Source organism: Mycoplasmatota bacterium, from assembly GCA_018394295.1.
In the GTDB taxonomy this organism is placed as follows: Bacteria; Bacillota_I; Bacilli_A; order Haloplasmatales; family Haloplasmataceae; genus JAENYC01.
In genome coordinates this window covers 1240589-1256942 of the sequence record CP074573.1, presented here as the reverse complement: position 1 = coordinate 1256942, position 16354 = coordinate 1240589, and the positions used below count along the sequence as shown (strand labels likewise).

The following is a 16354-nucleotide window of genomic DNA, read 5'->3' as shown; positions in this document are numbered from 1 at the left end:
TTTATCTACCACTTTCTTTATTTAATACTTAACCTAATATTATCCATCACTCGATTGTTAAACGCAGAGGCTTTATGATCCCCTAAATCACTGTATTTTTTTGTTATTTCTACCGCTTCATTGATGATGACTGCATGATGAATATCCTCAATGTATAATAACTCATAAGTTGCAAAGCGAATGATTGATAAATCAATATACGATAAACGTTCTATTTTATAGTTTTCTAAGTTATTTGCGATAATCTCATCAATTTTCTCTTTGTTTTCTAATACCCCATTAATACTATCATAAATATAATCAGTTGCTTCTTGTTTGATTTTATTTTGTTCTAAAATGTAATGGACTGTTTCATTTATATCGTTATCTGATAGTTCCATACTATATAAAGATAAAACGATAATTTCACGTTCTTTTTTACGATTCATTATTTCACCTATATTCTAAAAAATATCATTATTATTATATCACAATAATAGAAAATAAAAAACCACTATGTCTAGTGGTTTAAAAATTAATATTTACTACATGAACATAAATTCGGGATACTTCAAGCAATGTCATATTATAAATTGATTGTTTAACATTTTCTTGAACTTTTTTCCCAACTTTATGGATTGATTCTCCATATTTAACATCAATATAAAGATCAATCACGATGCCATTTTTAATAATTTCTGCATTAACTCCACTACGATGGTTTCGGTTAAAAGCATCTGTGACAACTTTAGTTATCTTGTCATGCATAGATGCTACGCCTTCTACTTCTAAGGCTGAATTTGATGATATGACTTCTAATACTTGAAGATTTACATTTATATCACCGTATTTGGGTTGGTTATTTATATCTAATTGAATATACTTTACTTCCATTAGTATCCCTCCTGCTTTCAATATTATTATATATCATCCTGCGGAGTTAATGCAAGTTTCTCTTTAATATTTGTTTAATTTACATCAATTATTGTGTATTGTACGATGACATCAGCGGTTGGACCAAATTGGCTTTTAGACATTAATATGATCTGATTCACTTCTTCAATCGTTAAATTATCGACATACACTGATACTTTTACTTCTGTATCATTCGCTAGAACAAATACATCATCGTATCCAAGATTAGCAATTTGTGTTTCTAAGATACCTTCGTTTTGAACAAGCGTTTGAATCCTTTGAATGCTTTCAATTGCAACATTCTTGTCTTCTACTGTAACATTTGTTGATGCTAAAACACCTTGTAGGGTTGTAATCATTGTTTGTCGACTTTCATTTAATTCTGCACGTAATTGTTCATACTCTGCAGATTTATTTATTGTTACATCAGTTTGATCTGTAGTAGTTGTTCCTACATCAACGTTTTTGTTATCAGGAAGCATAAAGTAGTATATTGATAGCATCACTATCATCACTACCATAAAAATAGTAACTTTACCTTGTGGTTTCATAAAAATAATAACCTCCTCAAATTATCTTTATTAAAAAATATGATTTTTAAGTTGAAAATAATACTAATATTTACACTTTCTTCAAAAAAATTTGAATTCTCGCTATGAAAAATTCTTTTTTTCATTAGAAATGAAAATAACTTTAAACAAATTATTTTACACTAGTACTATTTATTACATAGGCTATTACTAATATAATGAAACAAAAAGTAAAAAAATAACTAAAATTGATAATTTTTTTTAAAAATAGATAGATTTAGTAAAAAAATTAACAATCAAAGAATCATTTAAAAAAACCTATTAAAAAATAGGTTTTTTATGTTATTTTGCACGAGAAACATATTTACCATCAGCTGTTGAGATGATAACACGTTCTCCATTTTCAATAAATAATGGTACTTGAATGGCTAAACCAGTTTGAACAACTGCATTTTTAGTCGCATTTTGAGCTGTATCGCCTTTGATAGCTGGTTCACACTCAACTATTTCTAAAACGACTTTATCAGGTAATTCAATCCCGATTACTTCAACATCAAACATGATGACTTTAACTTCAAGACCTTCATATAAAAATTTAGTTTCGTTTTTTAAGTTGCTTGCTGGAATTTCTATTTGATCATACGTCTCATTATTCATAAAAATATAGAAATCACCACTGTTGTATAAATACTGCATTGAATGTTTTTCTATATGAGCGGGTTTAAATTTTTCTGAAGAGTTAACAGTTAAGTCAACAACACTTCCTGAACGTAAATTTCTTAATTTTAATCGAACAAAAGCAGCACTACGAGCTGATTTAACATGTTGATATTCTAAAACAGAAAAAATATTTTTCTCATGCTCAATTGTCATGCCTGTTCTTAAATCACTACATGATATCATAAATAATTAACCTCCATAATTTCATTAACATTCATATTATATAAAAAATTTCATTATTTGTCTATCTTTTATCTATTTTTCAAAATATATTTTATCGCTTCAATATATCCATCTAGCCCTTTTCCTATAATTGAACTATCACATACATCTTTTATCACATTGTTTTTACGAAATGCTTCACGATGGTTAATATCAGAAATATGGACCTCTATTTTTAAGCATGTTAATATTTGTAATGCATCTCTTATCGCATAAGAATAATGCGTAAAAGCCCCAGGATTAATAATTAAAGCATCATATTTATTTAAATACGTATCATGTATTGCTTCAACTATTTCACCTTCAAAATTACTGACAAAACAATCACATTCAAGTTGATTTTCTAAACTAAAATCAAAAATCATTTTCGCTAAGTCTTTATAAGTTCTTTTTCCATAAATATCTACATCGCGTATTCCTAACATATTTAAATTAACGCCATTTATTATTTTGATTTTCATATAATCCTCCGTATTTTGCTTATTTCAATTTTACAATAAATTAATGTTAAATAAAAGCATTTTTCCCTTTACATATATAATATCAGTTAATAAAGAAAATTAATTGTGATTTTATTTAAATTTTATGATATAATTTTATCTGGAGGCGATGTTAATGAATTGGTTGACATATACTTTAGTTGGATTAGCCGCTTTTATTTTTGGTATATTTATTTTTTCCTTCTTTCAAGCAAAAAAAGCGAGTATTAAATTAGAAACAGAAGAATTTAAGAAAAATATGCGTAAAGGACAATTAGTGGATGTACGCTCGAAACAAGAGTTTAAATCTGGTCATATTAACGGTGCAAGAAATATTAGTATTCAGATGATTGCCCGTGAATATCAAAAATTAAGAAAAGATCTTCCTATTTATTTATACTGTGCAAGTGGTAGTCGTAGTAATCGTGCTGCCGTTTATTTACGATCAAAAGGTTATGTTGAAGTGTATCAACTGAAAAACGGATTAAAAAATTGGAATGGTCCTTTAAAATAAAAAGCGTAGACAAATTAAAGTTATACCTGTCAAGTAGACAGAAAAAAAGATATATTATACTTGAAGATGTCTTCTGGTCAGTGTTGCAGGAGTCATCTTTTTTAATATCCATTGATAACTCGTTATTTGTTTAAATAAGTTTAATAATAAGAACATCAGATTTTGTGTAAATATTTTTGATTAAAAAGAGAGAAATAATGTATGATAGAGAAACACTAATTATTAAGAGAGGAGATAATGCAATTGAATTTTTGTGTATTGATGGCGAGTCCTAGATTAAATGGAAATACAGCCGAATTGTTAAAACCATTTTTAAATGAGCTTAAAAATAATAAAGCTGACGTTACCTACATCCCTTTGTCACAAAAAAACATTTTACCTTGTAGAGGATGCTATGCTTGTCAGAATGTCAGTGATAAATATGGCTGCATACAACAAGATGATGTATTAGAAATTATGGAAAAAATAATTGCGAGTGATTGTGTTGTTTTTGCTACACCGATCTATTCATGGTATTGTACAGCACCTATGAAAGCTTTACTTGATCGACATTATGGACTTAATAAGTATTATGGTAGTGCTAAAGGTTCTTTATGGGAAGGTAAAAAAGTGGCAATAATAGCTACCCATGGATATGATGCAGAATATGGTGCAGGTCCTTTCGAAACCGGTATTAAAAGGTTATGTGAGCATTCTAATCTAGAATATATGGGTATGTATTCTGTTCAAGATGAGGACAATCTAGCATCATTTCAAACAGAGGATGCAAAAAACGGTGCAAGAATATTTGCAAGAAGGTTACTTGTAAAATAATTCGTATCATTAAGTTAAAAAAACTAGTAAATATAAAATAAAGGAACTCATCAAGAGTTCCTTTATTTTATAAATTGTATCAACCATTATCCCTAACACAACCTATTTTTTAATTCTGACCTAATTTGTTCACAAATTGTTTCTATACTTAAATTGTCACAATTAATGGTTAACTCACTTGCCTTATCATACAATTCTTTTCGAACTTCAAAGATATCATATAAAGAATTTTTTTTTAATAAGGGTCGCTTTTTCATTTCCGGATTCGTTAGTCGTTTTTCTAATTCATTAATGCTTGTTTTAAGATATATTGTAATCCCATTATTCTTCATAAAATTGATATTATCTTGGTTTAAGATAATCCCACCACCTGTTGCGATAACGGTATTTAAATCTAATTGAATTTCTCTTAAAACTTGATTTTCTATTTGACGAAAATATTCAATTCCAAACTGGTTGATAATATCATGAACTTTCAAATTGAGTTTCTCTTCAATTAAACAATCTGTATCAACAAAGTTATATTTTAATTGAGAAGCTAAATGTTTACCAACTGAACTTTTACCACTTCCCATCATTCCTATTAAGTAAATGATCATATTTTTCTCCTTTAACGAATTTCTAAAATTATTTTTTTTGTTTCTAAATAATAATAAATCGTCCCGTATTCATCGATATTCTTATATTTGATTCGCATGCTAATCTTCCATAATTGATAGGTAGAATCATATTGATAGGTTAAATAAATAAAATCTTCATCATAATAAAGTAACTCAGATTCATTATGATTCACTTGATTTAAAGTGATTTTCTCTTCAATATGTCTTTTCGCACGTTCTTCTAAAATAAAAGTGTGATAATAATTATTTTTCTCATTATAGTAATTATTCGTATTTAAATTACATAATACGACAAATATGACCATATTTAACACAGTTATTAATAGGAAAAAGGTATAAGGTAAGAAAAAACCTCTCTTATTTATCATATAAAATCACCTCAATATAATAGGTATTATGATAAATATCTGTAATAGTTATTTTAAGAAAATACTGATTATAATGGAAAGAAATTTTCATTACATGCTCGATAATATTATATCTAACAGAGTCAATTTTTAAGATTAAGTAATTGTTAATTACAGCGTAATAATATAAATGGTTTCGATAATAATAATAAAAATAATCTTCTCCTATTTCATAATCACTTACTTCTTTTAGATGATTTTCTATTCTTAAGGCAACTGTTTCATAAGTTAAAACTCTTTTTTTTTCTTCTACTTTAAGATTAGTATTTATATTATAAATTATTTGACAACATAAAACAAATAAATTAATAAATATAAATAAACAATAAATCATTTCAAGACAGCTAAAGCCAGACTTTTTCACAATAACATCTTTTTTCATTATTAAAGTCCCACCACTCAATACATAAAAATTCATCTTCTTTTTTTAAATCATAAGTATCACTACAAGTTAATGTTTCACCATCTTCAAGTAACACAACATTTAAATATAATGTTTGTTTCATACGATAGGTTAATTTTTGATTTTCATAATTTATATTCAATCGACTAACTGGAACTATTATGAAATAGATTAAAGTTGTAAAGAGGATAAAACATATCAAAAGCTCATAAAAAATATAGGCATTTTTACGACGATTCATCAATCATTCCACTCTTTTCATTTATTATTATTTGATAAGAGGTATTTTCACAACTTATCGATAGAATCACTGTTTTAAGCACATATCCATGTGTAATTTGAATTCTACTGGCATATAAACTGAATGTATTATCATAATTACGTTTAAGAACTCGATCTAAATTTCCATCAACCATCACATAATAATTTTGATCTGATATAAAATAAACATTAATTAAAGTACAATGTGTCATCGTATAACTCAATCCATACTGAATATCACTTCTTAATGTTTCTATAAAATAATCCTTTTTTACCTCACAACTACTCTTATTTACCATAGGAATAAATAATAAAAAGGAAGTGATGATTGTGATTGATACCACCACTTCTAATAAATAACTTCCTTTACGATTCATGGAGTCGTTTCCGTTTCTTGAATTGAAGCAACACCATTTTCATATTTAATGATCGACCCATCAGGACACGTATCACTTTTAATGTATTTCTCATCCACTAATGTTTGTAAACCAATTGGTAGTTCATCATTATCAATTCTATAGGCTTGAATTTGTGTATTTACTAATTCAATATATGCCTTACAGGTTTTATTATCTAAACTACTCTTTGTTGATGTGATATTAGGTATCACTAAATACATCAACCCTGAAATGATAATCAAAACAATCATTAATTCTGTTAAGGTAAATCCTCTTTTATTCATCCTACTCCCCTTTATATTTTATTTGAGATTTGAAGCATGGGAATCATCACAATATAATAGATTAAAAAGATATTAATAGATAATAGTGAGAATAAACTAAATTGAACATAGTAAGTTATTTTAGTTAACTTGTCAAATAGAATTTCATCATAGATATATACATAATCTTGTAAAGCACCAATTATATCATTACTCTTCATCCCTAATTTAAAATACTGTATAAAAGCTAAGGGATAAGGACAAAAACTACCAACTTTTTTATCATCTAATAAGGATAATTCAAATGTATCAAGACGATAGGTTATAGGATTAAAACTATTTTTAAGAATAATTAAAGCCTCTTCTAAACTATTACCACACATTAATAATACTTCTAAATGTTTTGATAAGGTTAACGATCGATAGATTTTCATTAATGGCAATAGATTAGATAGACTGTTATAAAATTTACAAATTAATGATATAACAAATAAAAATAAAGCGATACACTTTAATAGATTGAAAGAAAGAAAAATTAATAAATCATTTTGTCCAATTGCATAATCACCAAGTAAGGTTTTAATGACAGGATATAAATTAATTCTAATCATTTCAAAACAAATAAGGGCAAAGATAAATAATATCAATGGATATAATAAAACCTTATTAATTTGTTTTTTAAACTTCAAATAAAAATCAAAGTGTCCTTCTATTAAAGTTATAACTTCATTCAACTTGTTACTTCTTTCACCTACTTGAATGGTTTCATACACAAATCGTTTAAACTTTAATCTTTTAAAAACAGTGGACAATAAATTCCCTGTTTCTAACATTTCTTTCATTTGTCTAGTTATTTTTGTATCAATATTTTTCATCATTTCGATTGCCTCTAATAAAGAATATCCTTTAGTTAGTAAACGATTTAATATTCTAATTAGCAAATATTGCTTCTCACAATTCATTTTTTAATCACCTTATAATCATCTAACTTTACTAAATAATCATCGATTTTTTGATAGGAAAAGTTATTACCATTTTTAATATGATTAAGTGCTTCAACCATTTTATCTTGAGTTAAATATTCGAAGATAATCTTCTTACTATTTTTATAGACAGTTAATCGTTGATTCGAGACTAATAATAAGCTTTGTTCAAGATCAAGTCTTGATAAACCAAGCTCTAAGAGACGATATAAAGCCTTTAGTGCATTCGTTGCATGCATCGTACTAATTACTAGATGCCCTGTTAAGCTGGCTCTAATTGCGCTTTTTGCTGTGTGATGGTCCCTGATTTCACCAATTAATATAACATCAGGATCATGACGTAATATTTCTTTTACTCCACTATCATAGTTAACACCAGCACTTTCATTAACTTGAAGTTGAACAAAACCTTGTTTGTATTGTTCTACTGGGTCTTCTATCGTGACAATTGATAAACCTTGTTTTTTTAAGTAATTTAATAAACTATAGGTTAAAGTTGTTTTTCCAGAGCATGTAGGACCTGTAATTAAAATTAACCCATTAGATTGTTTAAAACAATTAGTGAAAATACTTGCTTTCTCACTAAACAATAGTAATTTGTCTACACTATCTTCAAAGTGATGATTGATTCTTAATACGACACTTTCACTATTATATGATGGTAACGTGGATACCCGAATGCGCATCAGTTCATCATGTATTGATAGATTTAAAGCACTTGATTGAGGACTTCTCGATACATTTAAATTCATGTGACTTTTATACTTTATATAAGTAATCAGTCTTTTATAATATTCTTGTTTAATTTCTTTAAACAATTTTAAACGATCATCAACTCGTAATTTTACTAAACATTTTTCATTATCACTTAAAAAATGAATATCACTTGCTTTTCTTTTTAAAGCATAATGAATTATTTCTTTAAGAAAATGGTCAAAATCAATTTTTTATCCCCCTCCCATGTCCTCGTGTTTATTTACGCCAAAAAAGTTTATTTTTGTAATGTATTTTAAAAATAATAAACATTATTAGAAATTAGTTAAAACAAAAAAAAAGAGTAGCAAAATGATATTATACCTATATAGTAGACACTAAATAAAAAGGTGTTGGCTATGTAGGTATTTTATTTTATAATAAATTTAGATAACTAAGGGAGATGTACTAATGAAGAAGAAATTAAGAATTAAAGATTATATAAAAAAACATAGAGATGAATTAGAAAAGAATCCCTATGTTAGGAAAGTTGGTAAGACAATCCAATATGCACCTGAATTTAAAATTAAAGCAGTTGAGTTAAAGAAAAAGGGAGTATCTATAAGAGAAATATTTGAAAGTCATGGATTACCCTATAAAGAACCTAAAAGTAATACTTACATAACAAACTGGACTAAACAATATGAAGAAAAGGGAAAAGAATCATTTTTTAATGAATCAAGAGGTCGTAATATAAATGGTAAATCAGGAAGACCAAAGAAAGAAGCAATAACAGCTGATGAAAAAGTATTAATACAGGAGAAAATAATAGAAGCGCAAAGGCAGGAGATTGAAGCATTAAAAAAGCAATTATGGCAAGGAAGGAAGGTGAAAATAAAAGAAAATAAATATGTTCCAACTCAATTAGTATTTCAATTTATCGATGATTTAAAAACTAAAATTAATGTACCAATACAAACATTATGTAAATATTTTAATGTATCAAGATCTGGTTATTATAAATGGATTAAATCTGCTAACAAGAGAAGACAAAGAGAGTTACAAGACAAATCAGATTTTAAATTAATAAGTGATTTGTGGGTAAAAAATAAAGAATTTGGATATCAAAGAATTACAATGCATCTAAGAAATGATTTAGGTGTAGTAATGAACCCTAAAAAAGTTTATCGTTTAATGAAAAAGAATGGTATACGTTCTACAGTAAGGATTAAAGATCCCTATAAACATTTAAAAGACTCATATAAAAATCATCATACATTTGAAAATGTATTAGATAGAAATTTTGATGTTGATGAACCTGGTACAGTATTCGCGACTGATATCACATACTTAATTTTTAATGGTTATCGATATTATTTATCTGTAATTAAGGATCTTTGTACACGTGAAATTGTAGCTTGGAAAGTATCTCAAAATCTAAGTCTAGATTTATCGTTAGATGTAATTAATCAACTTGTTGAAAGATATGGAGAAGAAAATCTAAAAAATACCTTAATCCATTCAGACCAGGGTTTACATTATACTAATTCAATGTATGTAAATAAACTAAAGGAATTAAATATTATTCAATCTATGTCACGTAAAGGTAATTGTCTAGATAACGCAAAAATGGAGACATTTTTTGGACATTTCAAAGACGAGTGTGAGTATTATGATGCTACTGATATTAAATCATTGAGGTTTATATTAAATGATTATATGAATTATTATAATCATAAGCGTTATCAATGGACATTAAAAAAGATGGCCCCTGCGCAATACAGAAGCCATCTACTAGCAGCATAAAATATTAATATATTAACTTTTTTGTTTCTGTCTACTTGACAGGTATAAGTTCAAAAACTACTCTTTGTAAATTATCGGATATAGAGATTATTTTTTCTTTCAAAACCAATTGTTGTATGTTCACCATGGCCAGGATAGACAATTGTATCTTCAGGTAATTTAAAGAGCTTATTTTTTATATTGGTATATAATTGTTTTTCATTACCATAATAAAAATCAGTTCTTCCTACACCTAATTTAAATAATGCATCCCCAGTAAAGACCAATTTATCATCTTTAAAATATAAACAGATACTATCTGGACTATGTCCAGGTACATGAAATATATTCAATTTAAACCCTTCAATATCTTTTGTTTCTTCATTAATCTTTTTAACTAAAATGTTTTGGTTTAAAACTAATGGTGTCATACCAGGGACGTAATCAGAAACATTTTTTGTAGCATCATACAATAATTCTATTCCTTTTGAATGAATATAAATCGGTACATCAAATAATTGATTAATTTCATTACATGACATGAAGTGATCAAAATGAGCATGCGTTAATACAACAGCTAAAACATTAAGATGATTTTTATCAATTATTTTTAATATTTGTTTCGTATTACTACCTGGATCAATTAATAAACAATTATTATCTTGAACTAATAAATAAGTGTTCACTTGTAAAAAATTACTAGAAATAATTTCAACTCTCATAATACACCTATAATTGTTTCGCTAAAAAGGCAGCTCCATAAATCCCAGCTTTATTACCCAATTTAGCTAATTTAAATTCTGTGTGATCTTTAACACCATAAAATGCATATTGGTCAAAATATTTTTTTACATAATCAATAATTATTTGTCCAGCATTTGACACCCCACCACCAAAAACAAAAGCTTGAGGATTCGTTGTAACTGCAAGTACTGCGCATACAAATCCTAAGTTTCTACCAAATATTTCTAGTGTTTCAATAGCAAGTTGATCATTTTTCTTAGCAGCATCGAAAACCATTTTCGCACTTAAAGATTTATTATTTCTTAACATTGAATCTATCGATTTCTCACTCAATAACTTATTGGCAACTCTTACTACACCAGTAGCTGATACGACAGTTTCTAAACATCCAACTTTACCACAATTACATAAAAAAGGACTATCAATGGTTGGGGCATGACCGATTTCACCACCTGCTCCTATATGACCATCAATCACTTGATTGTCATAAACAACAGCACCACCAACACCAGTACCTAATGTGAGAAAGATTAAATTAGAATATCCACTTCCTCCACCTTGCCATAATTCACCTAATCCGGCAACATTAGCATCATTACTAACGCCTACTTTTATATTGGTAAGTGCCTCTAGGTCAGCTTTTACATTAACAACATCCCAACCTAAGTTTACACAACGATTTACAACTCCATTAGAAACAGGACCAGGAACGCCAATTCCTACACCATTTACTAATGATTTATCAATATTATTTTTTTCCAAATGTGTTTCTATAGCTTTAGCGATATCACTTAAAATCATTTGACCACTGTTTTCAGTATTAGTTCTTATTTCAAATTTTTCTATTAAATCACCTTCAATAGAAAAGAAACCGATTTTAACTGTAGTACCTCCTAAGTCAACACCGTACAAATATTTCTTCATATTATCCTCCTATTGTTACCTAAAAATCCATTAATATTATAACATATGTTTTATTTTATGTTAATAATCATTTATTAAACTTCAACAAATATCAGTTTTTTAGTATCTTATTAAATACAAACCATTTTATAATCAGATAAAAAATAATAATTTTGTAGTATTGTATATTTGTTATTTCATATAATACGAGATTCTTATAAGCAATTAGTCTCATTTTCAATTTGGATATAATCTCTTGGAATAATTATTGATTTCCATGATGAAACGTCTTCAATATCATTAAATTTCTGATAATTTTAGTCTTGTTTATATAAAAAAAACTGACCGATGTCAGTTTTTATTATTTCTTCTCTCTGTGTAACGTTTGTTTATTACATCTAGAGCAATATTTTTTTAATTCTATACGTTCTGAATTATTACGTTTATTTTTTTTTGTAATATAGTTATGTTCCTTACATTCAGTACATACTAATGTTAAATTTACACGCATTTAGACTAACCTCCGTTCGTATACGAATAATATATATATTGTGTTGCAACTACTTTATTATAACATTTTTTGTATAATTTTCAAGACTTTTTTAAGTATACAAACTTGATTAATAATAAATAAACGGTAAAAGATTTTCTATAAAATTGTTTATTTATTCATTGCTTCCTCATAACGATGTTCAATTTCATCCCAATTCAATAGATTAAAAAAACGATCTACATAATCAGCTCTTCTATTTTGATAACCAAGATAATAAGCATGTTCCCAAACATCAATTATGATTAATGGTGTTTTATTGAAACTGTATGGAGAATCTTGATTTTGTGTTGTCATGATTTCTAAATTTTTACTATCATTACAAACAACTAACCAAGCCCAACCTGATCCAAAAACACCTTTGGCAGCTTTTCCTAGTTCATTTTTAAAATTATCATAATTGCCATATTGATCGTTAATGGCTTGTAATAATTTACCACCTGGCTCTCCTCCACCATTAGGTGATAGAATAAACCAATACATATTATGATTTGCGTAACCTCCACCAAAATTAATAATCTTTTGTCTAATCTCTTCTGGTATTTGACTTAAATCAGATAATACCATTTCAATAGACTTTCCTTGTGCTAGATTCTCATGTCCTTCTAGGGTCTCTAGTAATTTGTTTAAATAGGCTTGATGATGCTTAGAATAATGAATTTCTACCGTCTCTTTATCGATATAAGGCTCTAATGCATCATAAGCGTAAGGTAATTTAGGTAATTCATAAATAGCCATAAAATTCCTCCTAAATTAAGATTTTATTTGCTTACAATTTTAATTATTGCTATAATAATTTTGTATGCTTATTTAATACCTACATAACTTATTATATGCACATAATAATTAAATAATAAGAAAGGAGTGCTAATTTCATGTATACACGTACTGAAACAAGACCAGTAAAAGTAGGAAATATTATAATTGGTGGACAGAATAGTGTTGTCATACAAAGTATGACAAATACCAAGACAAAAGATATAGAAAATACAGTTAAGCAAATTAATGCATTAGAAGAAGCAGGTTGTGAAATTGTCAGAGTCGCCGTATTTGACGAAGAAGATGCTCATGCAATTAAATCAATTAAAGAAAAAATTAAAGTACCACTAGTTGCTGATATTCACTTTAATTATAAATATGCGCTAATTGCCATACAAAATGGGATTGATAAAGTGAGAATTAATCCTGGAAACATTGGAAATGAAGAAAGAATAAAAGAAGTTGTTAATGCTTGTAAATTAGCAAAAATACCGATAAGAATCGGTGTAAACAGTGGCTCAATCGAAAAACATATATTAGAGACCTATGGACATCCAACACCTGAAGCAATGGTAGCCAGTGCACAATATCATGTAGAATTATTAGAAAAATTTAATTTTCATGATATCATAATATCCTTAAAGTCTTCTAATACACAAATGGCAATAAAAGCTTATCAACTAGCAGCGAAAAAATTTCCCTACCCCCTTCATTTAGGAATTACTGAAGCAGGAACAACATTTACAGGTACTATTAAAAGCGCAATAGGATTAGGTATCCTATTAAATGAAGGAATCGGAGATACAATTAGAGTATCATTGTCAGCTGACCCAGTTGAAGAAATCAAAGTCTGTAAAGAGATTTTAAAAAACTTTAATTTAATTAAAAATGTCCCTACTCTTATTTCTTGCCCTACTTGTGGACGTATCCAATTTGATTTAATCCCTATTGCTAGGGAAATCGAAGAATTTCTACAAAATATTCATTCAGATATCAAAGTAGCTGTTATGGGATGTGCTGTTAATGGCCCAGGAGAAGCTAAAGAAGCTGATCTTGCGATAGCTGGTGGTAAAAATATGGGATTGTTAATTAAAAAGGGAGAAATCATTAAACGTGTAAACCAAGAAGATATGGTGAATGTCTTGAAAGAAGAAATCCTTAAAATGACAGAGCTAAAATCCTTGAATGATAAAAATAAAACCACCTAGAATTTCATTTCTAGGTGGTTTTTTCAACATCTCGATAGAATAGAAAATAGATCATATTAACTTTAATTTTTTCATTATCAGGTGCATTTTCACCTGATAATGTGTATTTTATATCTCCAAAGTAAATACAACGTAAACTGGTTTGTAATTCATTAATAAAAACATCTAAATTATTTATTTCAATATCAAATGTAACTGAAACTTTAATTCCTTTTATATCTTTTGTATTAGAATTATTAGACCATTTGATATTAGCAGGCATCGCTTCAGATAACGATACACTTAACAATTCAGCATTTGATAATAAAATAGGTCTATTCACATATTTAGAAAGTATTTCTTTGCTGTCATAATAATCAGGAATAAGATCAGCATATTTATTATCATCATAAACTTTATCATTGTACTGATCTATTTTATTAATAACTGATTGTATATGACCATATTTACCTTCATATTCTTTATTGATAGCTTCTTGTTTTTCAATATCTTTTTTAACTGAGTTAGTAACAAAAATTCGATAATTATAAATTGTCACAAATGTTAATACTACCACTAATACCGTCCAAGTAAGAACTCTATATATAAATTTCTTATTCAATTAGACCACCCACTTTCGGGCAATGGATATTTTCAGTATCTAATGAGATTTTGAATGTTGTTTTTACACGACTTCTACTATCTTCTAAAGGAATAACCGTATAATTTCCAACTACTACATTTGAAACATACTTAATTCGTATAAGTTGGTATTGATATGATGCTAAGTCATCCACATTATCAAATTGAATAGCGATAGTAAAAGACAAATCTGCTTCATTATATTCTATAGATTCAATAAAACTATGGATAGGTTTAATCCGAACATTATTTTCTGGTTTAATACTTTCACTAACTGTAAGATTATCATGTAAATCTTTAAAAGTCGAGGTATCACTAAACATTAACATAATTTGATTAAAATCTAATTTACTATTGATTATATCTTTAATTGTTCCATCATTTTTATTATAAATATCTTCGTAAAAGAAATTATACTTATTTTCTAAATATAATACATCAAGATTTCTAGAAGCATTATCGCTTCTTAAATCATTTAATACTATATTTAAATTAGTACGCGGTATATAAACTACTAAAATATTAATAATGATAAATAACAAAACAATGATTGAAGAAACTAAACGAAGGAGATAATCTCGTTTAGCTTTTTCAGGTAATAATTTTACCTTTATTTCATTTACTCCTCTAGATCGAATTCTTTTCATTTTCTCACCAGCCTATAAACTCATTGAAATTGGTAAATAATATCTTATTAAATCTTGATTGATAGAGGTTTTAACAGGTAATCCCTTGATTAATTCAACTTCGATATCCATTTTTTCATTTATTAACTCTTGAAGATTTTGGGTAAAACTAATATCAGTATAAATTACTATTTTTTGAACTGATTCCTTATTTTTAGAAAATTGATACTGATAGAAGTGACAAATTCTTTCTAACACATCTAATATTTGATCAACATAAAATTCTTCATTATAATCTTCGATTTCAAATGTATCACGTAATGATAAGATGGGAATTTCGTTATCAAACACAGTTAAAATATGAGTATTTTCTCTAATTTGTGTAAACATGGTACATTTTTGATCATTATTTTTCAATTTCTTACCAAATAAATATAATTTTCTAATCATGAGTGGTGAAATATATGAATCAACCACATTTTTTTTGTGTCTTTGAACTACCTTTAAATAAGAAAGCATAATTTCTTTAGAAGTTGTAAACATAACAACTTCTTTCTCTTCCTCATTTTTCTTTCCCAATTTATAATCCACTACATCAATAATGGGATCTTTAAATGGGAGAGATTGAAGTGATTCTTCCAATTCCAGTCTCAAATAATTCTTTAAATCATCACCCTTTAAATACTTAGGTACGTTCATTTTTTTGATAATCAAATTGTGATCAGGTACCATTAATTTTACAAAAGGACTCGTTAATCGATATTTTCTAAATATTGTTCCTAGTATTTTAACTAATAATGCTTCATCCATGATTTTTCCAGCGACGATAATCCCATTTTTAAGCTTATATTCACCAATTTTACGAACAGTCAATGATCTTTCGTCCACTAATGCAAATTTAATATAATTATCAGTGAACATTAAATTAATCATGTTTTTTCTAAAAAATAACATAGCC

The 16354-nt window shown here is 27.3% G+C and carries 24 protein-coding genes; 4 read left to right on the top strand and 20 right to left on the bottom strand.

Going from position 1 to position 16354, the window contains the following annotated elements; translation table 11 throughout:
* Positions 1–17: 17 nt before the first annotated feature.
* From nusB to KHQ81_05755, 5 genes are all read right to left on the bottom strand, one after another.
* Entirely contained in the window at positions 18–428 is a 411-nt protein-coding gene (gene nusB, locus KHQ81_05775) for a transcription antitermination factor NusB (GenBank protein ID QVK19208.1), read from the bottom strand.
* 79 nt (positions 429–507) lie between these two features.
* Positions 508–873: an Asp23/Gls24 family envelope stress response protein gene (locus KHQ81_05770; protein ID QVK19207.1), complete on the bottom strand. Its 366-nt coding sequence runs from the start codon at positions 871–873 to the stop codon at positions 508–510.
* Positions 874–947: 74 nt separating this feature from the next.
* The gene (locus KHQ81_05765) at positions 948–1445 is read right to left on the bottom strand and encodes a SpoIIIAH-like family protein (GenBank protein QVK19206.1); all 498 of its coding nucleotides are present in this window, start codon (positions 1443–1445) and stop codon (positions 948–950) included.
* A gap of 321 nt (positions 1446–1766) precedes the next feature.
* Positions 1767–2327 carry an elongation factor P gene (efp, locus tag KHQ81_05760; protein QVK19205.1) on the bottom strand — a complete coding sequence of 187 codons (561 nt, stop codon included), beginning with the start codon at positions 2325–2327 and terminating at the stop codon, positions 1767–1769.
* A 68-nt stretch (positions 2328–2395) separates the two neighbouring features.
* A complete protein-coding gene (locus KHQ81_05755; GenBank protein ID QVK19204.1) occupies positions 2396–2827 on the bottom strand; it encodes a 3-dehydroquinate dehydratase in 432 nt (143 codons plus the stop codon).
* A 154-nt stretch (positions 2828–2981) separates the two neighbouring features.
* Between KHQ81_05755 and KHQ81_05750 the strand changes: the two genes are divergently transcribed.
* The gene (locus KHQ81_05750) at positions 2982–3359 is read left to right on the top strand and encodes a rhodanese-like domain-containing protein (GenBank protein QVK19203.1); all 378 of its coding nucleotides are present in this window, start codon (positions 2982–2984) and stop codon (positions 3357–3359) included.
* A 243-nt stretch (positions 3360–3602) separates the two neighbouring features.
* Positions 3603–4172, top strand: coding sequence for a flavodoxin family protein (locus KHQ81_05745; GenBank protein ID QVK19202.1), 570 nt, complete (start codon positions 3603–3605; stop codon positions 4170–4172).
* Between the two features lie 92 nt (positions 4173–4264).
* Here the strand turns inward: KHQ81_05745 and KHQ81_05740 are convergent, their stop codons facing one another.
* From KHQ81_05740 to tadA, 8 genes are read right to left on the bottom strand one after another with little or no spacing between them, the layout of a single operon-like run.
* On the bottom strand, positions 4265–4771 hold the full coding sequence (locus KHQ81_05740) for a shikimate kinase (GenBank protein QVK19201.1): 507 nt from the start codon (positions 4769–4771) through the stop codon (positions 4265–4267).
* A gap of 11 nt (positions 4772–4782) precedes the next feature.
* Positions 4783–5160, bottom strand: a complete 378-nt coding sequence (locus KHQ81_05735) for a hypothetical protein (protein QVK19200.1) — start codon at positions 5158–5160, stop codon at positions 4783–4785.
* Positions 5150–5581, bottom strand: coding sequence for a hypothetical protein (locus KHQ81_05730; protein QVK19199.1), 432 nt, complete (start codon positions 5579–5581; stop codon positions 5150–5152). The genes KHQ81_05735 and KHQ81_05730 overlap by 11 nt, the downstream gene beginning before the upstream one ends.
* Positions 5544–5843, bottom strand: a complete 300-nt coding sequence (locus KHQ81_05725) for a hypothetical protein (protein ID QVK19198.1) — start codon at positions 5841–5843, stop codon at positions 5544–5546. Before KHQ81_05725 ends, KHQ81_05730 begins: the two co-directional genes overlap by 38 nt.
* Positions 5830–6240, bottom strand: coding sequence for a hypothetical protein (locus KHQ81_05720; GenBank protein ID QVK19197.1), 411 nt, complete (start codon positions 6238–6240; stop codon positions 5830–5832). Before KHQ81_05720 ends, KHQ81_05725 begins: the two co-directional genes overlap by 14 nt.
* On the bottom strand, positions 6237–6545 hold the full coding sequence (locus KHQ81_05715) for a prepilin-type N-terminal cleavage/methylation domain-containing protein (protein QVK19196.1): 309 nt from the start codon (positions 6543–6545) through the stop codon (positions 6237–6239). The genes KHQ81_05720 and KHQ81_05715 overlap by 4 nt, the downstream gene beginning before the upstream one ends.
* An 11-nt stretch (positions 6546–6556) precedes the next feature.
* A complete protein-coding gene (locus tag KHQ81_05710) occupies positions 6557–7486 on the bottom strand; it encodes a type II secretion system F family protein (GenBank protein ID QVK19195.1) in 930 nt (309 codons plus the stop codon).
* Positions 7483–8451: a Flp pilus assembly complex ATPase component TadA gene (gene tadA, locus KHQ81_05705; protein ID QVK19565.1), complete on the bottom strand. Its 969-nt coding sequence runs from the start codon at positions 8449–8451 to the stop codon at positions 7483–7485. The genes KHQ81_05710 and tadA overlap by 4 nt, the downstream gene beginning before the upstream one ends.
* Positions 8452–8671: 220 nt before the next feature.
* On the opposite strand from tadA, the gene KHQ81_05700 reads away from it, so the two are divergent.
* Positions 8672–10006: an IS3 family transposase gene (locus KHQ81_05700; protein ID QVK19194.1), complete on the top strand. Its 1335-nt coding sequence runs from the start codon at positions 8672–8674 to the stop codon at positions 10004–10006.
* Between the two features lie 71 nt (positions 10007–10077).
* Here KHQ81_05700 and KHQ81_05695 read toward each other — a convergent pair whose 3' ends face one another.
* The 4 genes from KHQ81_05695 to KHQ81_05680 all read right to left on the bottom strand — a co-directional run bounded on the left by KHQ81_05695 (position 10078) and on the right by KHQ81_05680 (position 12920).
* Positions 10078–10707 carry an MBL fold metallo-hydrolase gene (locus KHQ81_05695; protein ID QVK19193.1) on the bottom strand — a complete coding sequence of 210 codons (630 nt, stop codon included), beginning with the start codon at positions 10705–10707 and terminating at the stop codon, positions 10078–10080.
* A gap of 7 nt (positions 10708–10714) precedes the next feature.
* Positions 10715–11653: an ROK family glucokinase gene (locus KHQ81_05690; GenBank protein ID QVK19192.1), complete on the bottom strand. Its 939-nt coding sequence runs from the start codon at positions 11651–11653 to the stop codon at positions 10715–10717.
* A 340-nt stretch (positions 11654–11993) separates the two neighbouring features.
* A complete protein-coding gene (gene rpmG / locus KHQ81_05685; GenBank protein ID QVK19191.1) occupies positions 11994–12143 on the bottom strand; it encodes a 50S ribosomal protein L33 in 150 nt (49 codons plus the stop codon).
* Positions 12144–12293: 150 nt separating this feature from the next.
* Positions 12294–12920, bottom strand: coding sequence for a superoxide dismutase (locus KHQ81_05680; protein ID QVK19190.1), 627 nt, complete (start codon positions 12918–12920; stop codon positions 12294–12296).
* 137 nt (positions 12921–13057) lie between these two features.
* On the opposite strand from KHQ81_05680, the gene ispG reads away from it, so the two are divergent.
* Positions 13058–14149 carry a flavodoxin-dependent (E)-4-hydroxy-3-methylbut-2-enyl-diphosphate synthase gene (ispG, locus tag KHQ81_05675; GenBank protein QVK19189.1) on the top strand — a complete coding sequence of 364 codons (1092 nt, stop codon included), beginning with the start codon at positions 13058–13060 and terminating at the stop codon, positions 14147–14149.
* 10 nt (positions 14150–14159) lie between these two features.
* Here the strand turns inward: ispG and KHQ81_05670 are convergent, their stop codons facing one another.
* Genes KHQ81_05670 through pilM form a run of 3 tightly spaced genes read right to left on the bottom strand, consistent with a single transcriptional unit; the run spans position 14160 to position 16350 of the window.
* Positions 14160–14750: a hypothetical protein gene (locus KHQ81_05670; protein ID QVK19188.1), complete on the bottom strand. Its 591-nt coding sequence runs from the start codon at positions 14748–14750 to the stop codon at positions 14160–14162.
* Complete coding sequence (locus tag KHQ81_05665; protein ID QVK19187.1) at positions 14743–15417, bottom strand: hypothetical protein; 675 nt, start codon at positions 15415–15417, stop codon at positions 14743–14745. Before KHQ81_05665 ends, KHQ81_05670 begins: the two co-directional genes overlap by 8 nt.
* 12 nt (positions 15418–15429) lie before the next feature.
* Positions 15430–16350: a pilus assembly protein PilM gene (gene pilM / locus KHQ81_05660; GenBank protein ID QVK19186.1), complete on the bottom strand. Its 921-nt coding sequence runs from the start codon at positions 16348–16350 to the stop codon at positions 15430–15432.
* Positions 16351–16354: the final 4 nt, after the last annotated feature.